At 69.5% G+C, this 21303-nt stretch carries 22 protein-coding genes; 10 read left to right on the forward strand and 12 right to left on the reverse strand.

The genetic code is table 11. The annotated features are described in order from the left end of the window. Positions 1 to 13: 13 nt before the first annotated feature. Positions 14 to 1180, reverse strand: coding sequence for an HpcH/HpaI aldolase/citrate lyase family protein (locus ACZ4Z3_RS07410; RefSeq protein WP_468500098.1), 1167 nt, complete (start codon positions 1178 to 1180; stop codon positions 14 to 16). 191 nt (positions 1181 to 1371) lie between these two features. Between ACZ4Z3_RS07410 and ACZ4Z3_RS07415 the strand changes: the two genes are divergently transcribed. Continuing rightward, a complete protein-coding gene (locus ACZ4Z3_RS07415; RefSeq protein ID WP_468500099.1) occupies positions 1372 to 2193 on the forward strand; it encodes a TerD family protein in 822 nt (273 codons plus the stop codon). A gap of 66 nt (positions 2194 to 2259) precedes the next feature. Here ACZ4Z3_RS07415 and ACZ4Z3_RS07420 read toward each other — a convergent pair whose 3' ends face one another. The 6 genes from ACZ4Z3_RS07420 to ACZ4Z3_RS07445 form a co-directional block, all read right to left on the reverse strand. Next, the gene (locus ACZ4Z3_RS07420; RefSeq protein WP_249828455.1) at positions 2260 to 2997 is read right to left on the reverse strand and encodes a TerD family protein; all 738 of its coding nucleotides are present in this window, start codon (positions 2995 to 2997) and stop codon (positions 2260 to 2262) included. A gap of 166 nt (positions 2998 to 3163) precedes the next feature. Further along, the gene (locus tag ACZ4Z3_RS07425; RefSeq protein WP_468500100.1) at positions 3164 to 4306 is read right to left on the reverse strand and encodes a DUF475 domain-containing protein; all 1143 of its coding nucleotides are present in this window, start codon (positions 4304 to 4306) and stop codon (positions 3164 to 3166) included. Positions 4307 to 4456: 150 nt separating this feature from the next. Further along, entirely contained in the window at positions 4457 to 5032 is a 576-nt protein-coding gene (locus tag ACZ4Z3_RS07430; protein ID WP_355401587.1) for a TerD family protein, read from the reverse strand. 127 nt (positions 5033 to 5159) lie between these two features. Next, complete coding sequence (locus ACZ4Z3_RS07435) at positions 5160 to 5735, reverse strand: calcium homeostasis/redox stress adaptation protein (protein WP_159767118.1); 576 nt, start codon at positions 5733 to 5735, stop codon at positions 5160 to 5162. A gap of 113 nt (positions 5736 to 5848) precedes the next feature. Next, entirely contained in the window at positions 5849 to 6307 is a 459-nt protein-coding gene (locus ACZ4Z3_RS07440; protein ID WP_468500101.1) for a peroxiredoxin, read from the reverse strand. A 189-nt stretch (positions 6308 to 6496) separates the two neighbouring features. Further along, the gene (locus ACZ4Z3_RS07445) at positions 6497 to 6937 is read right to left on the reverse strand and encodes a DUF3052 domain-containing protein (protein ID WP_055520217.1); all 441 of its coding nucleotides are present in this window, start codon (positions 6935 to 6937) and stop codon (positions 6497 to 6499) included. A gap of 402 nt (positions 6938 to 7339) precedes the next feature. Here ACZ4Z3_RS07445 and aceE point away from each other — a divergent pair, with 402 nt between their 5' ends. After that, the gene (gene aceE, locus ACZ4Z3_RS07450) at positions 7340 to 10087 is read left to right on the forward strand and encodes a pyruvate dehydrogenase (acetyl-transferring), homodimeric type (protein ID WP_468500102.1); all 2748 of its coding nucleotides are present in this window, start codon (positions 7340 to 7342) and stop codon (positions 10085 to 10087) included. A 70-nt stretch (positions 10088 to 10157) separates the two neighbouring features. Then, positions 10158 to 10922, forward strand: a complete 765-nt coding sequence (locus ACZ4Z3_RS07455; RefSeq protein WP_468500103.1) for a potassium channel family protein — start codon at positions 10158 to 10160, stop codon at positions 10920 to 10922. A gap of 167 nt (positions 10923 to 11089) precedes the next feature. On the opposite strand, the gene ACZ4Z3_RS07460 is transcribed toward ACZ4Z3_RS07455, so the two are convergent. Continuing rightward, complete coding sequence (locus ACZ4Z3_RS07460) at positions 11090 to 11395, reverse strand: hypothetical protein (protein ID WP_055539647.1); 306 nt, start codon at positions 11393 to 11395, stop codon at positions 11090 to 11092. Positions 11396 to 11676: 281 nt separating this feature from the next. Then, positions 11677 to 13302 carry an MFS transporter gene (locus tag ACZ4Z3_RS07465; RefSeq protein WP_468500104.1) on the reverse strand — a complete coding sequence of 542 codons (1626 nt, stop codon included), beginning with the start codon at positions 13300 to 13302 and terminating at the stop codon, positions 11677 to 11679. A gap of 101 nt (positions 13303 to 13403) precedes the next feature. On the opposite strand from ACZ4Z3_RS07465, the gene ACZ4Z3_RS07470 reads away from it, so the two are divergent. From ACZ4Z3_RS07470 to ACZ4Z3_RS07480, 3 genes are all read left to right on the forward strand, one after another. Continuing rightward, complete coding sequence (locus tag ACZ4Z3_RS07470) at positions 13404 to 14060, forward strand: TetR family transcriptional regulator (protein ID WP_468500105.1); 657 nt, start codon at positions 13404 to 13406, stop codon at positions 14058 to 14060. A gap of 123 nt (positions 14061 to 14183) precedes the next feature. Further along, positions 14184 to 15392, forward strand: a complete 1209-nt coding sequence (locus ACZ4Z3_RS07475) for an alpha/beta hydrolase (protein ID WP_468500106.1) — start codon at positions 14184 to 14186, stop codon at positions 15390 to 15392. 75 nt (positions 15393 to 15467) lie between these two features. Beyond that, entirely contained in the window at positions 15468 to 16322 is an 855-nt protein-coding gene (locus ACZ4Z3_RS07480) for a DUF4429 domain-containing protein (RefSeq protein WP_468500107.1), read from the forward strand. 64 nt (positions 16323 to 16386) lie between these two features. Here the strand turns inward: ACZ4Z3_RS07480 and ACZ4Z3_RS07485 are convergent, their stop codons facing one another. Then, positions 16387 to 17418 (reverse strand): aldo/keto reductase, encoded by a 1032-nt coding sequence (locus tag ACZ4Z3_RS07485; protein WP_468500108.1) that lies wholly within the window; start codon positions 17416 to 17418, stop codon positions 16387 to 16389. Further along, positions 17415 to 17891: a MerR family transcriptional regulator gene (locus ACZ4Z3_RS07490; protein ID WP_055520201.1), complete on the reverse strand. Its 477-nt coding sequence runs from the start codon at positions 17889 to 17891 to the stop codon at positions 17415 to 17417. Before ACZ4Z3_RS07490 ends, ACZ4Z3_RS07485 begins: the two co-directional genes overlap by 4 nt. A 97-nt stretch (positions 17892 to 17988) precedes the next feature. On the opposite strand from ACZ4Z3_RS07490, the gene ACZ4Z3_RS07495 reads away from it, so the two are divergent. The 4 genes from ACZ4Z3_RS07495 to ACZ4Z3_RS07510 all read left to right on the forward strand — a co-directional run bounded on the left by ACZ4Z3_RS07495 (position 17989) and on the right by ACZ4Z3_RS07510 (position 20426). Continuing rightward, the gene (locus tag ACZ4Z3_RS07495; RefSeq protein ID WP_468500109.1) at positions 17989 to 18468 is read left to right on the forward strand and encodes a GNAT family N-acetyltransferase; all 480 of its coding nucleotides are present in this window, start codon (positions 17989 to 17991) and stop codon (positions 18466 to 18468) included. A gap of 9 nt (positions 18469 to 18477) precedes the next feature. Continuing rightward, entirely contained in the window at positions 18478 to 19299 is an 822-nt protein-coding gene (locus ACZ4Z3_RS07500; protein WP_468500110.1) for a serine hydrolase domain-containing protein, read from the forward strand. A 121-nt stretch (positions 19300 to 19420) separates the two neighbouring features. After that, a complete protein-coding gene (locus ACZ4Z3_RS07505) occupies positions 19421 to 20269 on the forward strand; it encodes a helix-turn-helix domain-containing protein (protein ID WP_468500111.1) in 849 nt (282 codons plus the stop codon). Further along, on the forward strand, positions 20229 to 20426 hold the full coding sequence (locus ACZ4Z3_RS07510; protein WP_468500112.1) for a DUF397 domain-containing protein: 198 nt from the start codon (positions 20229 to 20231) through the stop codon (positions 20424 to 20426). The genes ACZ4Z3_RS07505 and ACZ4Z3_RS07510 overlap by 41 nt, the downstream gene beginning before the upstream one ends. 199 nt (positions 20427 to 20625) lie before the next feature. On the opposite strand, the gene ACZ4Z3_RS07515 is transcribed toward ACZ4Z3_RS07510, so the two are convergent. Beyond that, positions 20626 to 21285 (reverse strand): pirin family protein, encoded by a 660-nt coding sequence (locus ACZ4Z3_RS07515; RefSeq protein WP_468500113.1) that lies wholly within the window; start codon positions 21283 to 21285, stop codon positions 20626 to 20628. Positions 21286 to 21303: the final 18 nt, after the last annotated feature.

Here is a 21303-nt window from a genome sequence, read left to right on the forward strand (position 1 = left end):
CGGGCGGCGCGGCTCAGTCGGCGAGCCCCGCGGCCAGCAGGTCCACGAAGCCGATGTCCTCGTTGGCCACACCGAAGACCTCGGCCCGCTGCAGAACCCTTTCAGCCCAGGCCCGGTGCGGCTTGACCTCATTCATCTTGTTCCGGGAGGCGGAGCGCAGGACCCCGCCGCCGCCCCGCTCGGGGCGCAGGATGTCCTCGGCGTCGCTGAACTCCTCGTGGCTGACCACGGACAGCGCGTGCACGGGCAGCACATGCGAGGGGTGGATGCAGGTCTTGCCGAGCAGACCGTTGGCCTGGTCGAGGGAGATCTCGCGCAGCAGTCCGTCCAGGGCGTGCTCTATCAGTGTCTCGCGCAGTCGCCCGGCGCGGTTCTCCAGGAACGGGCTGGTGCGCAGCTGCGGCTTGAACATGCGCTCCTGCACCCGGAAGTACTCCCACACGGGCCCCGTCACCGTGAACCCGGTGCCGTCCGCCCGGCCCAGCACGTTCACCACGTCCGCGATCACGGAGGCGACGATCTGGACGTCGTACGCGGTCATGTCGGGTGCCCGGCGCAGCGCGTACGAGGAGCAGAAGTCGGTGACGCCGAGGCGCAGGGCGAGGACGCGGTCGCGGTACTTGTCGACGGTGTGGGCGATGCCCTGGAGGGCCTCTACGCGCGTCTCCCGGTACATCAGCTCGGGCGATTCCAGCACGGGCATCGCGAACAGGCGCCGCCCGCTCGCGGCCTCGGCGGCGGTGAGCGCCTCCAGGAAGGCGATGCCGCGCTCCTCCGTGAACTTCGGGAGTACGAATCCGGACAGCAGCCGTACGTCCGCACCGAGGCGCCGGACGAGGTCGGGAATCTGTTCGGGGAAGCGGACCCGGATGAACAGCAGCGGCAGATCGGCGCCCGGGCGCGCGGCGAGGTCGGCGAACTGCCGGACGAGGTTCTCCTCGGCGCCCACGACCTCCGCGTCGTCGATGGAGTCCTCCAGACACAGCACCATGGAGACCACACCGCGCCCGGCCTGCTTGACGATGTCGTCGGCCAGCCGCTCGCGGGTCGCCGGGCTGTAGAGGGTGGCGCCGAGGGCGGCGGCGAGGACACGGGCCGGTGAGTCGGCGGTGAAGAAACCCGGCTCGCGGAAGAAGAGGCGCTGACGCTCCTCAGGGGCGATATGCCCGAAGTGACGCATGGAGATCCCCCGTGGCTGCTGGGCGGCCGGTCGTGAAGGTGGCCGGTAATAGTACGTACAAATGTGTGTCTTCAGTTCCCTCCGGGCGTGAAGTTCTGGTAACCCGGCCATGTCGGCCGCTCGACGGCTCGACCGGCCCGTCCTCGCCCCCGCGTTGTCGTGATCAGGACCGAGAGGGCAGGATGAACGTCATGACGCACGCGATGCTGAAGGGGTCGAACGTCCCGATCGAAGCCACGGCGGTCCGCGCCGTGCTGCGCTGGGCGCCCGGACAGGGTGCCCCGGAAGTCGACGCCTCGGCGCTGCTCCTCGGCCCCGACGGACGGGTACGGTCCGACGAGGACTTCGTGTTCTACAACCAGCCGCGCCACCCCTCGGGCAAGGTGTGGCGGCTCGGCAAGAAACGCGTCGCCGACGGCCTCACGGACACCATCCAGACTGACCTGGCCGGTGTCGAGTCCGCCGTCGGCCAGATTCTGCTCGTGGCCTCCGCCGACGACGTCACCTTCGACCGCGTACGTTCCCTGCGCATCCTGCTGTACGACGCCACGGTCTCCGACGCGGAACCGCTGGCGTACTTCGACATCAAGCCGGAGACGGGCGAGGAGACGGCGCTGATCTGCGGCGAGCTCTACCGCCGGGGCGGTGGCTGGAAGTTCCGCGCCCTCGGCGAGGGCTACACCAACGGCCTCCAGGGGCTCGCCACCGACTTCGGCATCTCGGTCGACGAGTCGGAGGCGGCGGCCGCCGCGGCGAACCAGACGTCCACGACGGCCCCGGCACCCGAGGTCTCGGCCCCGCTCCCCCCGGAGCAGCCGACCACCGGGGTGCCGTCCCAGCCGGCGTACGGCTACCCGCCGGCGGCGCCGACCCAGCCCGCCTATGGCTACCCGCACACCCAGCAGGCCCCCGCGACCGCCGGCGCCGCCTATGGCTACCCGCAGCCCACGGGCGCCGGCCCGGCCTCCGACGTCCGGCTCCCTCCGCAGGGCCCGCAGTTCATCGGCAGGTGAGCGTCCGGGAGCCGGGGAAGGCCCCGCGCGGGGCGCGGGAGGACGCGGGGGCGGGCGGGGCCGCGGTCAGCGCTCCGCCTTGGTCTTGAAGCCGCGCCCCCACTGCAGGCCCCACCCGTAGAGCCGGTCGAGCTCCGCCTGGAAGCCGTAGACGAACTTCACCTCCCGGCGCACGATGATCTCCCCCTTGACGTTCTCGATCATCACCACCGCGCACGACCGGGCCTGCGGGTGGCGCTCGTCGAGCCCGATCTCGATCCGGGGACCGTTGCTCGGGTACAGCGTCACGACCGCGTGCGTACGGTCGAAGGCCGGCGTCTGGTCGTAGATGTAGACGAAGACGAGCATCCGCTTGAAGTCGTCGCGGTGGTCCAGGTTGATGTACATGGTCTCGCCGGACCCCGACCCGAACCGGTCGTCGCCGCTGAGCCGCATGTACGGCGGGTCGTTGATGTCGCCGAGGAAGCCGCCCAGCGGCTGCACGACCCCCTTCGTCCCGTCGGCCAGCTCGTACAGGCAGCCGAGGTCGAGGTCCACGTTGACCATGCTCTGGCTGTGCGCCACCACCTGCTCGGGCTTGAGCGCCCTGAAGGGGTGCCGGAGCACGCTCTGCCGCTTGGGTCCGCCTATGTCGGAGGTCCGCATCCGCCAGGACAGGTTGACGCGCAGATGGCCGGTGGCGGCGCCCTGCTTGCTGAGGGAGACCTTCTGGTGCCGTTTGGTCAGCTCGATGGCGTTGGTCGCCGCGTTGCCCGCGTCGAACTCCGTGGCCCGTCCGCGCCAGAGGTTGTCCAGGAAACTCATGCCCGCCCCACAACTTCCGTGTCGTCGCGTCAACCACCGGCGGGGCGGCCGACGAGGACGAGTCCTCGTCGGCCGCCCCGCTCAGAGCGTTCCCTCACCTGGAGGGCAGTCACACTCCGGAACCGGTCACACCGGCCCCGGCTTCCGGGTCGTACCCGCCTCGGGGTCAGACGCCGGACGCCACCTCCTCCTTGGAGGACTCAGCTTTTCCCTCCGCGGCCGCCAGCGCCTTGTTGCGGCGGACCGAGGACCAGAAGGACCAGCCGATCAGGACGACACCGATGAGGCCGGTGATGATCTCGTTGATCTCGTACTGGATGGTGACGAGCAGGATCACGGCGAGCGCGCCGATCGCGTAGTGCGCGCCGTGCTCCAGGTAGACGTAGTCGTCGAGGGTGCCCTGGCGGACCAGGTAGACGGTGAGCGACCGGACGTACATCGCGCCGATACCGAGGCCGAGCGCCATCAGGACGATGTCGTTGGTGATGGCGAACGCGCCGATCACGCCGTCGAAGGAGAACGACGCGTCCAGGACCTCCAGGTAGAGGAACATGAAGAACGCGGCCTTGCCGGCGAGGGCGACGGCCGAACGCGGCTTGCCGGCGCGCTCCGCCTCCTCCTCCGCCTCGTGCTCGCGTTCCTCCTCTTCCTCCAGGCGGTTCTCGAAGAAGCTGGAGAGACCGCCGACGACGAGATAGGTGATGAGGCCCGCGAGGCCCGAGATCAGGACGGTCTGCGCCTTGTCGACATGAGTGCCGCCGTGCTGGTGGGCGTGGGTCGCGAAGGTCATCGAGGTGATCAGCAGGACGATCATCGCGATGCAGGCGGACAGCATGTCGATCTTGCCGAGCTTGGCCAGCGGGCGCTCCAGCCAGCCCAGCCACTTGATGTCCCGGTCCTCGAAGATGAAGTCGAGGAAGATCATCAACAGGAACATACCGCCGAACGCCGCGATCGACGGGTGGGCGTCGGTCACGTACTGCTGGTACTGGTCCTTGTCGGTGAGCGCCAGGTCGACGGCCTCGATCGGGCCCAGCTTGGCGCTGACCGCGACGATCACCACGGGGAACACCAGGCGCATGCCGAAGACGGCGATGAGGATGCCGATGGTGAGGAAGATCTTCTGCCAGAAGGCATTCATCTTCTTCAGGATCCCGGCGTTGACCACTGCGTTGTCGAACGACAACGAGATCTCCAGGATGGACAGGATGGCGACGAGCCCGAGCGCCGTCCATCCGTCGTAGAGAACCGCTGCAACCAAGCCGAGCGCGGTGACCGCGAACGACCAGCCGAAGGTTTTCAGAACCACTGGCTACCCAATCGTGTGTGTACGGGGTTCCCCCGCGCCGCGCGCGGCTTTACCAAACATTGACTCCGACGCCGAAGTCTAGTCGGGCGCCCCTCGTCCCCCACCAGGCCCCAGGTTTTGCGCATATAGCGCCTGCCCCGTCAGAACGGCCTACGACACATTGACCCCGAAATCGAGGGCGATACCGCGCAAGCCTGACGCGTACCCCTGACCGACCGCTCGGAACTTCCATTCCCCGCCGTAGCGATAGACCTCGCCGAAGATCATCGCAGTCTCGGTGGAGGCGTCCTCCGAGAGGTCGTAGCGGGCCAGTTCCTGGCCGTCGAGCTGGTTGACGACGCGGATGAAGGCGTTGCTGATCTGTCCGAAGGACTGGCCGCGGTTGTCCGCGTCGTGGATGGAGACCGGAAACACGATCTTGTCGACGGTCACGGGCACCCGGGAGAGGTCGATGATGATCGACTCGTCGTCGCCCTCCCCCTCGCCGGTGAGGTTGTCACCGGTGTGCTTCACCGAGCCGTCGGGGCTCGTCAGGTTGTTGTAGAAGACGAACCACTCGTCCCCCAGCACCCGGCCCCCCTGGCACAGCAGCGCGCTGGCGTCGAGGTCGAAAGGGGCTCCGGTGGTGGTCCGGACGTCCCAGCCGAGCCCGATCATCACCTGAGTGAGGTTCGGCGCGGCCTTGGAGAGGGAGACATTGCCTCCCTTGGCGAGCGTGACGCCCATGGTGCTGGTCCTCCCCGATGTCTGGCTTCGCAAGTGTTCAGTTGTGGTGTACGAGCGCGTCCGGCGCCGCGGTCGAGGACGACTGCGGCGCCGGAGCGGTTGAGCCGGATGGTTCTTCCCCGGTGGCTCAGACGTTCACACCGAAGTCCTGGGCGATACCGCGCAGACCCGAGGCGTACCCCTGGCCGATGGCGCGGAACTTCCACTCGGCGCCGTGCCGGTAGAGCTCACCGAAGACCATGGCGGTCTCGGTGGAGGCGTCCTCGGACAGGTCGTAACGGGCGATCTCCGCCTCGCCGGCCTGGTTCACGACGCGGATGAAGGCGTTGCGGACCTGGCCGAAGGACTGCTGGCGGTTCTCGGCGTCGTAGATCGACACCGGGAAGACGATCTTCTCGATCTCGGCCGGCACGGCGGCGAGGTTGACCTTGATCTGCTCGTCGTCGCCCTCGCCCTCACCCGTGAGGTTGTCACCGGTGTGCTCCACGGAGCCGTCGGGGCTCTTGAGGTTGTTGAAGAAGACGAAGTTGGCGTCGCTGCTGACCTTGCCCGACGCGTCCAGCAGCAGCGCGCTGGCGTCGAGGTCGAAGTCCGTGCCGGTGGTGGTGCGGATGTCCCACCCCAGACCGACGATGACCGCGGTCAGGCCCGGGGCCTCCTTGGTCAGCGATACGTTGCCGCCCTTGCTGAGGCTGACTCCCACGAAGTCCTCCCATAGATGTCTGGGGCGGGGAGCCCCGTCGTGCGTTGGTATCGGATCAACGTGTCGATCCTAGTGACGGGTTCCCGAGAACCGCAGGCCTTGGAACCGAAGAATCACAGGGTGTCGAGCGCGGCGACGTACTCGTTCAGGTCACGGGCGTCCGGCAGGGCGTTGACGACCGTCCAGCGGACGACGCCCTCCTTGTCGATGATGAACGTCCCGCGCACCGCGCAGCCCTTGTCCGCGTCGAAGACGCCGTACGCGCGGGAGACCTCGCCGTGCGGCCAGAAGTCCGACAGCAGCGGGTAGTCCAGCCCCTCCTGGTCGGCGAAGACCCGCAGGGTGTGGATGGAGTCGTTCGACACGGCCAGCAGCTGGACGTCGTCGTTGACGAACTTCGGCAGGTTGTCCCGCAGCTCGCACAGCTCACCCGTGCACACCCCGGTGAAGGCGAACGGGTAGAAGAGCAGCACCACGTTCTTCTCGCCGCGGAAGTCCGAGAGCTTCACCGTGGCGCCGTGGTTGTCCTTGAGCTCGAAGTCGGGTGCCTTGTCGCCGACCTGGATCGCCATGATTTCCTGCGTCCCTTCGTGGGGCTGTTCGGGTGACCCAGCCTACGCAGGTGACCGGCCGGGAAAACGGAGCGCCCCTGGACGGGCCCTGGAGGGGCGCCCGTCCAGGGGCGCGGGGAACTGCGCGACCGGCCACGGCGACGCCGCGACCGTCTCGACGCAGAACCCACCGAGTTCTCGGGCGACGCTCTATTTCTTGCCGGACTTCGCCGCCTTCGGCGTCACCAGGCGGCTTCCGCTCCAGTCCTTGCCGACGCTGACGCTCTTCGACGCGGACAACCCCGCGGTCGTCGCGGCTTCCGAGATGTCACTGGGCTCCACATAGCCGTCGCGCCCTGTCTTGGGCGTCAGCAGCAGGATCGAGCCACCCTCCTCGATGTACGTGGTGGCGTCCACCAGCACATCCGTCAGGTCGCCGTCGTCGTCTCGGAACCACAGCACGACGGCATCGGCCACGTCGTCGTAGTCCTCGTCGACGAGATCGCTGCCGATGACTTCCTCGATGGACTCGCGGAGCTCCTGGTCGACATCGTCGTCGTAGCCGATCTCCTGGACCACCTGCTCGGGCTGGAACCCCAGCCTCGCGGCAGGGTTCGTCCGCTCCTCCGCGTGGTCCGCGGTCGCGCTCACGGGTTGCCTCCTGATCATGTTTCGGGTGGGGTCGCCCCCGGGGAATCAGCCACGCGCGTACGCGAAGCGTTGGCCGTAGTCCACACGGGCGGGACGGATCGCGCAAGTACCCAGCCTGCGAGACCGCCGAAACGGTGACGATCCGGGCCGTGTCCACGCAACTCCAGGCATCGAATCCCAGCGCCTCGTGACGCACACCACACCATTCTGTCCGATTTGCGCATTCGGCAACCGCTCGGGGGTACGAGTGCCGCATGCCCTTCCTACTGTGACAGAGCGGATGACCAGCTTGGTTACCTCTCGGTAGAGATGACGTTTGCGCCCGCGAGGTACACGATGGGGGGCGGTGCAGGCACCCACAAGAACCCATGAAGAGTGGCCCTCTGACAGCTAAGGAACAGCGTGGCTTCCGGATCCGATCGCAATCCGATCATCATTGGCGGCCTTCCGAGTCAGGTCCCTGACTTCGATCCCGAGGAGACCCAGGAGTGGCTCGACTCGCTCGACGCCGCCGTGGACCAGCGCGGGCGTGAGCGCGCGCGCTACCTGATGCTCCGGCTCATCGAGCGGGCCCGCGAGAAGCGCGTGGCCGTGCCGGAGATGCGCAGCACGGACTACGTCAACACCATCGCCACCAAGGACGAGCCGTTCTTCCCGGGCAACGAGGAGATCGAGCGGAAGATCCTCAACGCCACACGGTGGAACGCCGCCGTGATGGTGTCCAGGGCCCAGCGCCCGGGCATCGGCGTGGGTGGCCACATCGCGACCTTCGCGTCGTCCGCCTCCCTCTACGACGTGGGCTTCAACCACTTCTTCCGGGGCAAGGAGGAAGGCGACGGCGGCGACCAGATCTTCTTCCAGGGGCACGCCTCCCCCGGTATCTACGCCCGCGCGTTCCTGCTGGACCGGCTCGGCGAGCAGCAGCTCGACGCGTTCCGCCAGGAGAAGTCGAAGGCGCCGTACGGCCTGTCCAGCTATCCGCACCCGCGGCTGATGCCGGACTTCTGGGAGTTCCCGACCGTCTCCATGGGCCTCGGCCCGCTCGGCGCGATCTTCCAGGCGCGGATGAACCGCTACATGGAGGCGCGCGGCATCGCGGACACCTCCAAGTCCCATGTCTGGGCGTTCCTCGGCGACGGCGAGATGGACGAGCCGGAGTCGCTCGGCCAGCTCACGCTCGCCGCCCGCGAGGGCCTCGACAACCTGACCTTCGTCGTCAACTGCAACCTCCAGCGCCTCGACGGCCCGGTGCGCGGCAACGGCAAGGTCATCCAGGAGCTGGAGTCGGTCTTCCGCGGCGCCGGCTGGAACGTGATCAAGCTGGTGTGGGACCGCACCTGGGATCCGCTGCTCGCCCAGGACCGCGACGGTGTGCTCGTCAACAAGATGAACACCACGCCGGACGGCCAGTTCCAGACGTACGCGACCGAGACCGGCGCGTACATCCGCGACCACTTCTTCGGCGGCGACCACCGGCTGCGCGCCATGGTCGAGAACATGTCCGACGACCAGATCCTGCACCTGGGCCGCGGCGGTCACGACCACCGCAAGATCTACGCGGCGTACAAGGCGGCCCACGAGCACAAGGGCCAGCCGACGGTCATCCTGGCCAAGACCATCAAGGGCTGGACGCTGGGGCCGAACTTCGAGGGCCGCAACGCCACGCACCAGATGAAGAAGCTGACCGTCGCCGACCTCAAGGGCTTCCGCGACCGTCTGCACCTGCCGATCTCCGACAAGGAGCTGGAGGGCGGGCTTCCGCCGTACTACCACCCCGGGCGGAACTCGGACGAGATCCAGTACATGCACGACCGCCGCAAGGGGCTCGGCGGGTATGTGCCCACCCGTGTCGTGCGGGCGAAGCCGCTGCCGCTGCCCGAGGACAAGACGTACGCGAGTGTGAAGAAGGGCTCGGGTCAGCAGTCGATCGCCACCACCATGGCGTTCGTACGACTGCTGAAGGACCTCATGCGGGACAAGGAGATCGGCAAGCGGTTCGTGCTGATCGCGCCCGACGAGTACCGCACCTTCGGCATGGACTCATTCTTCCCGAGCGCGAAGATCTACAACCCGCTCGGGCAGCAGTACGAGGCGGTCGACCGGGAACTGCTGCTCGCGTACAAGGAGTCGCCGACGGGGCAGATGCTGCACGACGGCATCTCCGAGGCGGGCTGCACGGCGTCGCTGATCGCGGCCGGTTCGGCGTACGCGACGCACGGCGAGCCGCTGATCCCGGTCTACGTCTTCTACTCGATGTTCGGTTTCCAGCGCACCGGCGACCAGTTCTGGCAGATGTCCGACCAGCTGGCGCGCGGCTTCGTCCTGGGCGCGACCGCGGGGCGTACGACGCTGACCGGTGAGGGTCTCCAGCACGCGGACGGGCACTCGCAGCTGCTGGCCTCCACCAACCCGGGCTGTGTCGCCTACGACCCGGCGTTCGGCTTCGAGATCGCGCACATCGTGAAGGACGGTCTGCGCCGGATGTACGGCGAGACCGCCGACGGCAGGCCCGGCGAGGACGTCTTCTACTACCTCACGGTCTACAACGAGCCGATCCAGCACCCGGCCGAGCCCGCCGACGTCGACGTCGACGGCATCCTCAAGGGCATCTACCGCTTCAAGGCCGGCGAGTCGGGTGCCGTCCCGGCGCAGATCATCGCCTCCGGTGTCGCGGTGCCGTGGGCGGTCGAGGCGCAGCGGATCCTCGCCGCCGAGTGGAACGTCAAGGCGGACGTCTGGTCGGCGACCTCCTGGAACGAGCTGCGCCGTGAGGCGGTCGAGGTGGAGCGGCACAACCTGCTCCACCCGGAGGAGGAGCAGCAGGTTCCGTACGTGACGCGGAAGCTCAGCGTCGCCGAGGGGCCGTTCGTGGCCGTCTCCGACTGGATGCGGTCGGTTCCGGACCAGATCGCGCGGTGGGTGCCCGGCACGTACCAGTCGCTCGGCGCGGACGGCTTCGGCTTCGCGGACACGCGGGGCGCGGCGCGGCGGTACTTCCACATCGACGCCCAGTCGATCGTGGTCGCGGTGCTGACCGAGCTGGCGCGTGAGGGCAAGGTGGACCGTTCGGTGCTCAAGCAGGCCATCGACCGCTACCAGCTGCTGGACGTCTCCGCGGCCGACCCCGGCGCCGCCGGCGGCGACGCATAGCACGGGCGACCCGTCAAGGGGTGGTGAACCTGGGGGTTCACCACCCCTTCACGTTTCCTACGATGCGCCCATGAAGGAGCGAGTCACCTCGGCACAGGTCCGGTGGGAGCACAACACGCAGCGGCCGCTGTTCGGTCTGGCCGCGGTGTTCGCCGTCGCGTACGCCGTGCCGATCGTCCGGCCGGACGCGAGCGCGGACGTGAAGTGGTGGTGCGAGGTCGCCGAGTGGACGGTGTGGGCGGCCTTCGCGCTCGACTACGTGGTAAGGCTCGGCCTCGCCGAGCAGCGGTGGGAGTTCGTGCGGTCGCGCTGGATCGACCTGTGCGCGGTGCTGCTGCCGATGGTCCAGCCGCTGCGGCTGCTGCGGGTGGTGGCGACGCTGCTACTGGTCGGGCAGCGGGCGCGGATGGCCTCGCAGATACGGCTCACGACCTATGTCGGCGGGTCGGTGATCGGGCTGCTGATGTTCGGGTCGCTGGCCGTGCTCTCCGGGGAGCGGGACTCACCGAGCGGGAACATCCACACGCTGGGCGACGCCGTGTGGTGGTCGTTCACGACGATGACGACCGTGGGGTACGGGGACCACGCGCCGACGACCGGGCTCGGGCGGGTGCTGGCCGTGGGGCTGATGCTGTCGGGGATCGCGCTGCTGGGCGTGGTGACCGCGAACATCGCGGCGTGGTTCATAGCGCGGTTCGAGAAGGACGACGCGGAGGAGCGGCGGCAGACCGCGGCGATAGCGGAGCTGACCGAGGAGGTACGGCTGCTGCGGGCCGAGGTGATGGCGCTGCGGTCGGGGAGGGCGGTGCCGGAGCAGCGGCGCGGCTGTTCTTGAGAGCGCCGAGGGCCGTAGGGGTGCCTGTGTCGGGGCGGGTGCGGGTGCGTCGTGGCTGGTCGCGCAGTTCCCCGCGCCCCTGACTCCGCCGTACCTGCGCAACTAGAAAAGGGGCCCTCGGCTTTGGTTGCCGAGGGCCCCTGCCCTTTTCCCCTCACTCCTGTGGGTCAGAAGAGTCCGGCCCCGGGAGTGGCCGTGCCGGCCAGCCAGAGGATGGCCAGGAGTGTGTCTATGGCGCCCAGAACGACCGCGACGAGAGCGGGGACGGAGCGGGTGCCGGACCAGCTGCGGTTCATGGCCAGCCAGCCGCAGACGATCGCGACGGGACCGAGGATGATCCCCAGGACGAAGAATCCCGCGATCGCGCAGATGACTCCGATGATGCCGAGGGTCGCGCGATCCGGCCCGGTCCGTGACCACGTCCGGCCACGTGAGCGGGGGTGCCTGCGCGTACTGTGTCCGAAACCCGCCATCGCCAACAACTCCCTGAACTTCGCCGTCAGTTCGGGTACGAAGTACCGGGTACCCCCCGATGAGGGTTGAAACCACGGGGTGTTGACGGACGTGCCCGAGCGCGCCGCCCCCCTCCGGCAGCGCGACCCGGACCCCACACCCCCCGCCGTCGAACACCCATGCCGTGCGGAGGACTTGACTTACTGTGACCTGTGGCGCGTATCGGGTGGAAGTGATCTTCAGTCTTGTCACCCTGATAGGCGAACGCGGGCGGAAACCCGCGCAGGAGGCACCGGGGGGATCAGATGTGCGCCGCCCCGGCGCCCGCCTCCGCGTTCTCGCCCCGCTTGGTCAGGAACGCGACCAGCACGGCGACGGCGGCCACCCCGGCGGCGACGAGGGACGCCAGCGCCATGCCCGACATGAACGTGTCGTGCGCGACCGTGGCGATCTTGGCGGCGATCTCCGGCGGGGTTCCCGGCGCGACCGGGGGCACACCGACCTGGACGGCCTCGGACGCCTGGTCGAGCTGGGCGCCCTTGAGCGGCGGGAGACCGGCGTCGGCCCAGTTGCCCGGCAGGTCGCCGTCGACCTTGGAGGCCATCACCGCGCCCAGGACGGCCGTACCGAGGCTGCCGCCGATCTGCATGGCGGCCTGCTGGAGACCACCGGCGACACCGGACAGCTCCAGCGGCGCGTTGCCGACGATGACCTCGGTGGCACCGACCATCACCGGGGCGAGGCCGAGGCCGAGCAGCGCGAACCAGAGGGACATCACGGCGCTGCCGGTGTCGGTCTCCAGGGTCGACATGCCGTACATGGCGATCGCGGTGCAGGCCATACCGCCGGCCAGCGGGATACGCGGTCCCGCCTTGGTGATCAGCGCGCCGGCCAGGGGCGAGCCGACGATCATCATGCCGGTGAGCGGCAGCAGGTGCAGACCGGCGTCGATGGGGCTCATCCCGTGCACGTTCTGGAGGTAGAACGTCACGAAGAACAGGCCGCCCATGAAGGCGATGGCCATCAGGACCATCAGGACCACGCCCGCGGAGAGCGGTACGGAGCGGAAGAGGCCCAGCGGGATCAGGGGCTCCTTCACCCTCGTCTCCCAGAGAGCGAACAGGGCGAACAGTGCCAGGGACGCCACGACGAACATCCAGGTCGTACCGGAGCCCCAGCCCCACTCGGGGGCCTTGATGAGCGCCCAGACCAGGCAGAACATGGCCCCGGAGAGCAGGGCTATGCCAAGGACGTCGAAGGAGCGCGGGGCGTTCCCGGCGCGGTGGTCGAGGAGGATCCCCACGCCGAGGGCGACGGCGAGGACGCCGACGGGGACGTTGATCCAGAACACGGACTGCCAGCTGACGTTCTCCACGAGGAAGCCGCCGAGGATCGGGCCGCCCGCGGTGGAGGCGCCGATGACCATGCCCCAGATGCCGATCGCCATGTTGAGCTTCTCGGCGGGGAAGGTGGCGCGGAGCAGACCGAGCGCGGCCGGCATGAGCAGCGCGCCGAACAGGCCCTGGAAGACACGGAAGGTCACCACGAAGGCGACCGAGTTCGACAGGCCGATGGCACCGGAGGCGGCGGCGAAGCCGACGACACCGATGAGGAAGGTCTGGCGGTGGCCGAAGCGGTCGCCGAGCTTGCCCGCGGTGATGAGGGTGACCGCCAGCGCGAGGAAGTACGCGTTGGTGATCCACTGGACCTCGGCGAAGCTCGCCTTGAGGTCGTCCGCGATGGCCGGGTTGGCGATGGCGACGATGGTGCCGTCCAGGGCGACCATCATGACGCCCACGGCCACGGTGAGGAGGGTGAACCACGGGTGGCCGCGCAGGCCCCGCCCCTGGCTCGGTGCCGGGTCCGACGGGGCTCCTGGCGCCTGGCCCCCCGGTCCCGTCTTGTCGACAGTGGTCTGACTAGTCATGCGCGCGAGGCTAGTGTCAGCCACTGACAGTTGACAAATGAGTTCACAAGTCGGTAACTGTCACGTCACTCGGAGCACGGACCGGGTGGAGAAGAGGGTTCATGGAGACGGTGGAGGCGACGGCGGCGGAACGCCCGGGGCTGCGCGAACGGAAGAAGCAGCGCACCCACGACGCGCTGCTGCGGGCCGCCCTGGAGTTGTTCACGACCCAGGGCTACGAGGCGACGACCGTCGACGAGATCGCCGAGGCCGTGGACGTCTCGCAGCGCACCTTCTTCCGCTACTTCGCCGGCAAGGAGGAGGCCGCCCTCGCGGTCATCGACGTCACCCACGAGCACTTCGTCGCGGCGCTGCGGGCCCGGCCCGCGCACGAGGCCCCGCTGGAGGCCCTGCGCAACGCCGTCCTGGAGGGCTGGGACGCCATGGGCGAGGCCGTCGCGCGGATCGTCCCCGTCGACCTCTATCTGCGCGGCTACGGGATGATCGAGTCGACGCCCGCGCTGCTCGCCGCGCATCTGCGCCGCGCGGACGAGGTGGCCCGCGAGATCGAGGCGATCGTCGCCGAGCGCGAGGGACTCGATGTCCGCACGGACCCCCGGCCGCGGGTGGCGGTGGCCGTCTTCGCCGGAGTCATGCGCGTCACCGAACGCCTGTGGGCCATGGGCGGCGACCTGAGCATGGAGGCGATGCGGGAGTTGACCGCCGCCCATCTGGACGCCGTACGGCCCTCACTCGCCGACACGTGGCGAAACGACTGAAATCCCCTCATACACCGCCATCTGCGCGTTCTTTGCGCACCGCATGGAACAGGCGCACTCGAAACGTGATCCCCCTCACTCGGTTAACGCGAGACCCTTCCGTTCTCTTAGTGTGTCCTTTCAGTGACTTCCTTCGACTCCTCCCCGCAACTGAACGTCTGGCGCGCACTGCTGGCGCTGGCCGTCGTTTTCGTGATGCTGGCGACCACCGGCTGGACGGCGATCCGCAGTCATCGAGGGGAGTCACCGCTGCAGGCGTCGCTCTCCGCGTGGCGGCACGGACACCTCGACGGGCGTGAGCTGCCCGACGCGGAATCGGCCCCGCACCGGCTGGCCGCCTTCTTCGCCTCCCTCGACGACCGGCAGCAGCGGCGGCTCGCCCACCGCTACCCGCTCGCGGTCGGGAACATGAACGGCGCCCCCGTCGAGCTGCGCTACCGCGCCAACCGCATCGCGCTCCGGCAGCAGGGCAAGCGCGAACGGGCCCGCACGCACGACGAACGGCTCTCCCCGACCGGCCAGTACGAGGCGACCCGGCGCATGCACCGCTACGCCTCGCTGGCGGACGAGGACCGGCAGATCCTCGCCTTCGACCCCAGTGGCTCGGGCCGGGTCGCCGAGGTCTTCGGCGACCTCGACAAGGCGGAGCGCGTCTCGGTCGTCGTCCCCGGCGTCGACACCGACATCCTCAACTTCCAGCGCACCAACCGCCGGTACTCGGCGCCCGTCGGCATGGCCGAGGCGCTGTACCGGGCGGAGCGCACGGCGAGCACCCGGACGCGTACCGCCGTGATCGCCTGGGCCGACTACACCGCGCCCGACGGCCTCGGCCTGGACTCGGCCACCGCGCTCCGCGCCGAACAGGGCGCGATCCGACTGAACACACTGGTCAGGGCACTGCCCGGCGGGTCCACCGTCGCTCTGGTGTGCCACAGCTACGGCTCGGTGGTGTGCGGGGTCGCCGCGCGCTCCCTGCCGTCTCGGGTGACCGACATCGCCGTCGCCGGCAGCCCCGGCATGCGGACCGAGAAGGTCTCCGCGCTGCGCACGGCGGCCCGGGTGTGGGCCATGCGGGACGCCGACGACTGGGTCCAGGACGTGCCGTACCTGGAGGTCGGCGGGCTCGGCCACGGCACCGACCCGATGTCGGCGGAGTTCGGGGCGCGCCTGCTGTCGGCGTCCAACGCCGAGGGGCACAGCGGCTACTTCGAGCCCGGGACCGTGAGCCTGTACAACTTCGCGGAGATCGGGGTCGGCGCCTACCACCTGGTGGAGTGCGCGCGGAAGAACGACGGGTGCCGGGCGGGTCTACCGGACACCACCGCCGCCTGACGCGCGTAGAGGCCGTAAAAGTGCGGTTCGCCATGGGTCGGGACTTCACCGCCCCGTCCGCATACGATGAGCCGCATGGGTGACGTACTGGCCGGATTTCATGCCGCCTGGGAGTTCGAGTCCGACTCCGTGCTCATCCGCTTCGAACGGGGGATCCGAACACCGAAACTGTTCCAGGCGCTCGGCGAGCGACGCGTCCCCCTGGAGGCGATCGCGGGGGTGACGCTGACACCGGGCAAGCGGGGCACCGTCGTCCTGCGTGCCGCGCCCCGGCCGGGTGCCGACCCGCTGATGGAGGCGGCCGCCGAGCAGCTGAAGGAGGGCTCCGATCCGTACCGGCTGGTGCTGCCGGCCGAGCGGGAGACCCTCGCCGAGTACTACGCGGACGAACTGCGGGCCCGGCTGACCGAGTCGGGACCGGCCGAGCGGTTCCTGGTGGCGGCGCCGGAGGTGCCGTTGCAGTTCAAGGCGTACGACGGGAAGGCGTCGTTCGACGGGCGGTCGGTGTCGTTCCGGTGGTCCTGGACGGGTGCGTCCTCGGCGAAGTGGAAGGCCGGGGACCAGAGTTTCCCGGTGAGCGAGCTGAGCGGCGTCGAGTGGCGGTCGCCGGAGGTCTTCGAGGGGTATCTGCGGCTGCTTCGGCGGGACACCGCCGGTGAGCGCCCGCCCCAGGCGGACCATGATCCGGCCGCCGTGGTGTTCGGGCTGGGGTACGGGCCGGTGCACGAGTCGCTGCCGTTCGCCGCGGCGGTGCTGGCGGCGGCGCGGTCCACGGGCGCCGGGGCCCTGGCTCCGGTCGCGGCCGGGCCCCGACGGGACCCGGCCGACATCGCCGACCGGATCCGGCACCTCGGGGAACTGCACGAGGCGGGGCTGGTCACCGACGAGGAGTTCAGCGCGAAGAAGGCGGAACTCCTCTCGGAACTGTGAGCCTTGACCTGCTCCCCGCCTGTTGCTCCCCGCTGTTGCTCCCCGCTTGTCTCCTACCTGCCCGTTACTCCCTGCCTGCCGACGTGAACCTCATGTCCGGGTAGCGGTCGCCCGCCACCTCGGCCGCTATCGGCTCCAGTACGGCCAGGTCCGCCTCGGTCAGGGCGAGCCTCGTGGCCGCGGCGTTCTCCTCGATCCGGCCCGGCTTGCGGGTGCCCGGGATGGGGACGACCGGGAGGTCGTGCACGGACGCCCGGTGGTGGACCCAGGCGAGGGCGACCTGGCCGAGGGAGGCGCCGTGGGCGTCGGCGACCTGGCGGATCGGCTCCAGCAGGGCCGCGTTCGCGGCGGCGTTGTCGCCGGTGAAGCGGGGCTGATGACGGCGGAAGTCGTCGGCGGTGAGGTCCTCGGCCCTGGCGAAGGAACCGGTGAGGAAGCCCCGGCCGAGCGGGGAGTACGCCACGAGCGCCACGCCGAGGTCGCGGGCCGCGGGGACCACCGTGGCCTCGATGTCCCGGCTGAAGAGGGACCACTCGGACTGGAGGGCGGCGATGGGGTGCACGTCGTGCGCGGCACGGAGTTCCCCGGCCGTGACCTCGCTGAGCCCCAGGTGCTTCACCTTGCCCTCGCGGACCAGTTCGGCCATCACGCCGACGGTCTCCTCGATGGGGACGTCCACGTCCCGGCGGTGCATGTAGTAGAGGTCGATCGCCTCGACGTCGAGTCGGCGCAGACTGCCCTCGACGGACTCGCGGATGTGCGGGGCGTCGTTGCGGATGATCCGCCTGGTCGGGTCGTCCGGGTGCACGGCCAGGCCGAACTTCGTGGCGATGACGACGTCGTCGCGGTGCGCCTTGAGGAACGGGGAGAGGAACCTCTCGTTCTCCCCCGCGCCGTAGGCGTGGGCCGTGTCGTAGAGGGTGACGCCCAGCTCCAGCGCCCGTTCCAGGGTGGCCCGGGACTCCGCCGCGTCCGAGGGGCCGTACGCGAAGCTCATGCCCATGCAGCCGAGGCCCTGTACGCCGACCTCGGGGCCGTGGGCTCCCAGTCGTGCCTTCGCGATCGTGCCGTTCGAGCCGTTCGAGCCGTTCGTCATGAGGCCCTCTCCGACGCCAGGGCCTGCCCGGCGTCCGCGTAGAAATTGATCTTCCGGTCGAGCACGGCCAGGGTGTCCTGGAGCTCGGCGATCCGGGACAGGACGTCGTCCCGGGTCGACTTGAGCAGGTCGAAGCGCTCGGCGTAGGTGTGGTCGCCCTCGCGCACGAGTTCCGCGTACCGGACCATGTCGGCGACCGGCATTCCGGTGAGCCGGAGCTTGCCGACGAGGTCGAGCCAGTCGAGGTCGCGGTTGCGGTAGCGGCGCTGGCCGGTGTGCGAGCGGTCGATGTGCGGCATCAGGCCGATCCGCTCGTACCAGCGCAGGGTGTGCGCTGTCAGACCGGTGAGGGTGACGACCTCGCTGATCGTGTACTTGTCCTGCCCGTCCGGCCGCCGGGGTTGCCGGGGCGGACCCGCACAACTGTCGGTACTGGCAGTGCTGGTGGTACTCGTGGTCTCCATCACCGTCATGCCCTCCACGCTAAAACCTTGGAGTGCGCTCCAAGCAAGCGAATACGGTGAGAAAACATGAGGACGTGACGTGGGCCCGCTGGCTAGCGTGCGGGACATGGGTCTCGTACGACGTGCCACGGACGGGGACGCGGCGGAAGTGCTCCGACTGCGTCAGGTGATGATCGACTCCTTGGCCGGGGCGCCCGGCGCCGCGGACTGGCACGCCGCGTCGCTGCCCACACTGACCGCCGAACTCGCCGAGCCCGGCGGCAGGTTCGCCGCGTTCGTCGTCGACCACCCCGGACGGCCGGGCACGTTGGCCGCGCTGGCGGCGGGGACGCTGGAGTACCGGATCGGGCGGGCCGGCAACCCGCACGGGCTGATCGGGTACGTCTTCAGCGTCGCCACGGACCCGGACGCCCGCCGCAGGGGGTACGCCCGCGCCTGCGTGGAGGAGCTCCTGGACTGGTTCCGGGAACGGGGCGCCGGGTATGTCATGCTCACCGCGTCACCGGACGCGGAGCCGCTGTACGCGTCCATGGGGTTCACCCGCGACACGGACCCCTCGATGCGTCTGCTCCTCGGGCCCGCATAGGCTCGTCGCATGTCCTTGCAGAGCCTCGCCCTGATCGAGAACTGGCCGGTCCCCACGGCCGCCGCGGCCGTCGTCCGGGCGGACGGCACCGTCCTCGGGTCGCACGGCCCCACCGGGCACCGTTTCCCGCTGGCCTCGGTCACCAAGCCGCTCGCCGCGTACGCGGTGCTCGTCGCGTACGAGGAGGGGGCGATCGAGCTGGACGAACCGGCCGGGCCCGCGGGGGCGACCGTACGGCATCTGCTGGCGCACACCTCGGGGCTGGCCTTCGACGAGCACCGGGCGATGTCGGCGCCCGGGGAGCGGCGGCTGTACTCCAACGCCGGGTTCGAGGTGCTCGGCGACCATGTGGCGAAGGCGACGGACATCCCGTTCGCCGAGTATCTGCGGCAGGCGGTGCTCGCGCCGCTGGGGATGACCGCCACCACGCTCGACGGATCACCGGCCAAGGACGGCGTGTCCACCGTCGACGACCTCGTCCGGTTCGCCGCCGAGGTGCAGGCGCCCCGGCTGCTCGACCCGCGGACGGTCGCCGAGGCGATGACCGTGCAGTACCCCGGCACGAAGGGCGTGCTGCCGGGCTACGGGCACCAGAACCCCAACGACTGGGGGCTCGGTTTCGAGATCCGGGACTCCAAGTCACCGCACTGGACCGGGACGGCGTCCTCGCCGGGCACGTTCGGCCACTTCGGCCAGTCGGGCACGTTCCTGTGGATCGACCCCGCGGCGGGCCTCGCGTGCGTCGCGCTGACGGACCGGGCGTTCGGGCCGTGGGCGATCGAGACGTGGACACCGTTCACGGACGCGGTGCTGGCCGAGATCCGGGGCTGAGGCACGTCACCCACCGGCGGACCGGGCACGTGATTCCCACCCCCGCGCCACGACTCCTCGCTTACGCTCGACTACGCAACGAGACGAACGCCGCGAGGCGTTGGAGGCCGGAGGCACCACGGTGGCCCACACCCAACCACTCGATCCCAGCGCGTCCCCGCTCGACTACTACGGCTGGGAACTCCGCCGGCAGCGCGAGGCCCACGGCCTCAGACAGGGCCAGCTCGGCGACATCATCTTCTGCTCGGCCTCGTTGATCGGGCAGATCGAGACGACGAGGAAGGTCCCCACCCGCGACTTCTCCGAGCGCGTGGACGCGGCGCTCGGCACGGACGGTGTCTTCTCCCGGCTGATCGGCCTCGTGCTGCGCAGCCAACTGCCCAGCTGGTTCCAGCCGTACGCGGAGATGGAGGCGAAGGCCACCTACATCTCGACGTACCAGGCGCAGGTGGTGTACGGGCTGTTGCAGACGGAGGAGTACGCGCGGGCGGTCCTGGCCACCGGCATGCCGGACGACCTCGACGGCCTGGTCGCGGCGCGGATGGAGCGCCAGCGCATCCTGGAGAGGGAGCAGCCGCCGCTGGCCTGGGCGATCCTCGACGAGGCGGTGCTGCACCGGCCCATCGGCGGGCCTGAGGTCATGCGGGGCCAACTGGCCCGGCTGTTGGACTTCACCGGGCACCGGTGGATGCGGGTGCAGGTGTTGCCGAACGTGGCGGGTGAACACGCGAGTCTGGCCGGGTCGTTCAACCTCCTGCGATTCGAGGAGGACCCTGATGTCGTCTACACCGAGGACGTCATCGCCGGTCACATGACCGCCAACCCTGAGACCATCAGGGAGGCCGCACGCCGTTACGCTCATCTCCAGGCCGCCGCTCTGTCCATTGAGGCTTCGGCGGCGTTGATCACCCGTGTGATGGAGGAGCGTTATGGAGAACAGCCCCGACCTGACGAAAGCACGGTGGCGTAAGTCCAGCTTCAGCGGAAACACCGGCGGCGACTGCGTCGAGGTGGCCGACGGCTTCCCCGGCGCGGTCCCCGTGCGCGACAGCAAGAACACCGGTGGCCCCGTCCTGCTCGTCGGCCCGGACGCCTGGCGGACCTTCGTGGACGGGCTGCGGCGGTAGAGCGCACGGGAAGCGGATTCGCAGCGGGAACAACAAGATCGTCCTGCTGAACGCCCAGAAGGGGTCCTTGAAGACCTGCCGCGAGGAGACCCGGTTCGCCGAGAGCGTGTCGTTGTCGCAGCTCTCGAAGGGCACGCAGCTCCAGTGCGATGTGTCCGGAGTCGGCGCAACGCGGAGGAGCCGGAGAGCTGAGCGGGTCTCACTCCCCCAGCTCCCACACCAGCACCTCCACCGGGCCCGACACCCCTACCAATTCCAGCCCCTTCTCCTCCTCCACCCGCACCGAGTCGCCGGGCCCCAGCTCATGGGGCCCGAGCCGGACCGTGCCGCGTACGACGTGCACATACGCGCGGGGCGCGTCGGGTACGGCGGTGCGCTCCCCCGGCGCGGTCAGGCGGCGTACATGCAGCATGGCGCCGGCCTCGGGGACGGCGTACGGGGTGGAGTCGGCGATGCCGCGGACGATCTCGTAGGCGGGATCGCCGCCGGGGGCCGCCGGGGCCAGCCACATCTGGACGAAGGTCAGCGGCTCGGTGCCGTCGTTGCGTTCGACGTGGCGGACGCCGCCCGCCGAACTGAGCCGCTGGACGTCGCCAGGGCGGACCACCGTCTCGTGGCCGGTGGTGTCGCGATGGGTCAGCTCGCCCTCGACGACCCAGGTGACGATCTCGGTGTGGCTGTGCGGGTGCTCGTCGAACCCGGCGCCCGGCGCAAGCCGCTCCTCGTTGCACGCGATCATCGCCCCGAACCGGAGGTTGTCCGGGTCGTAGTGGGCCCCGAACGAGAACGCGTGCCGGGAGACGATCCCGGCCTCCGCATCACCACCGGGGTAGCGCGTACCGGCGCGTCTGACGTCCATCACGTACTCCACGGTAGC

Source organism: Streptomyces sp. NPDC030296, assembly GCF_055572815.1.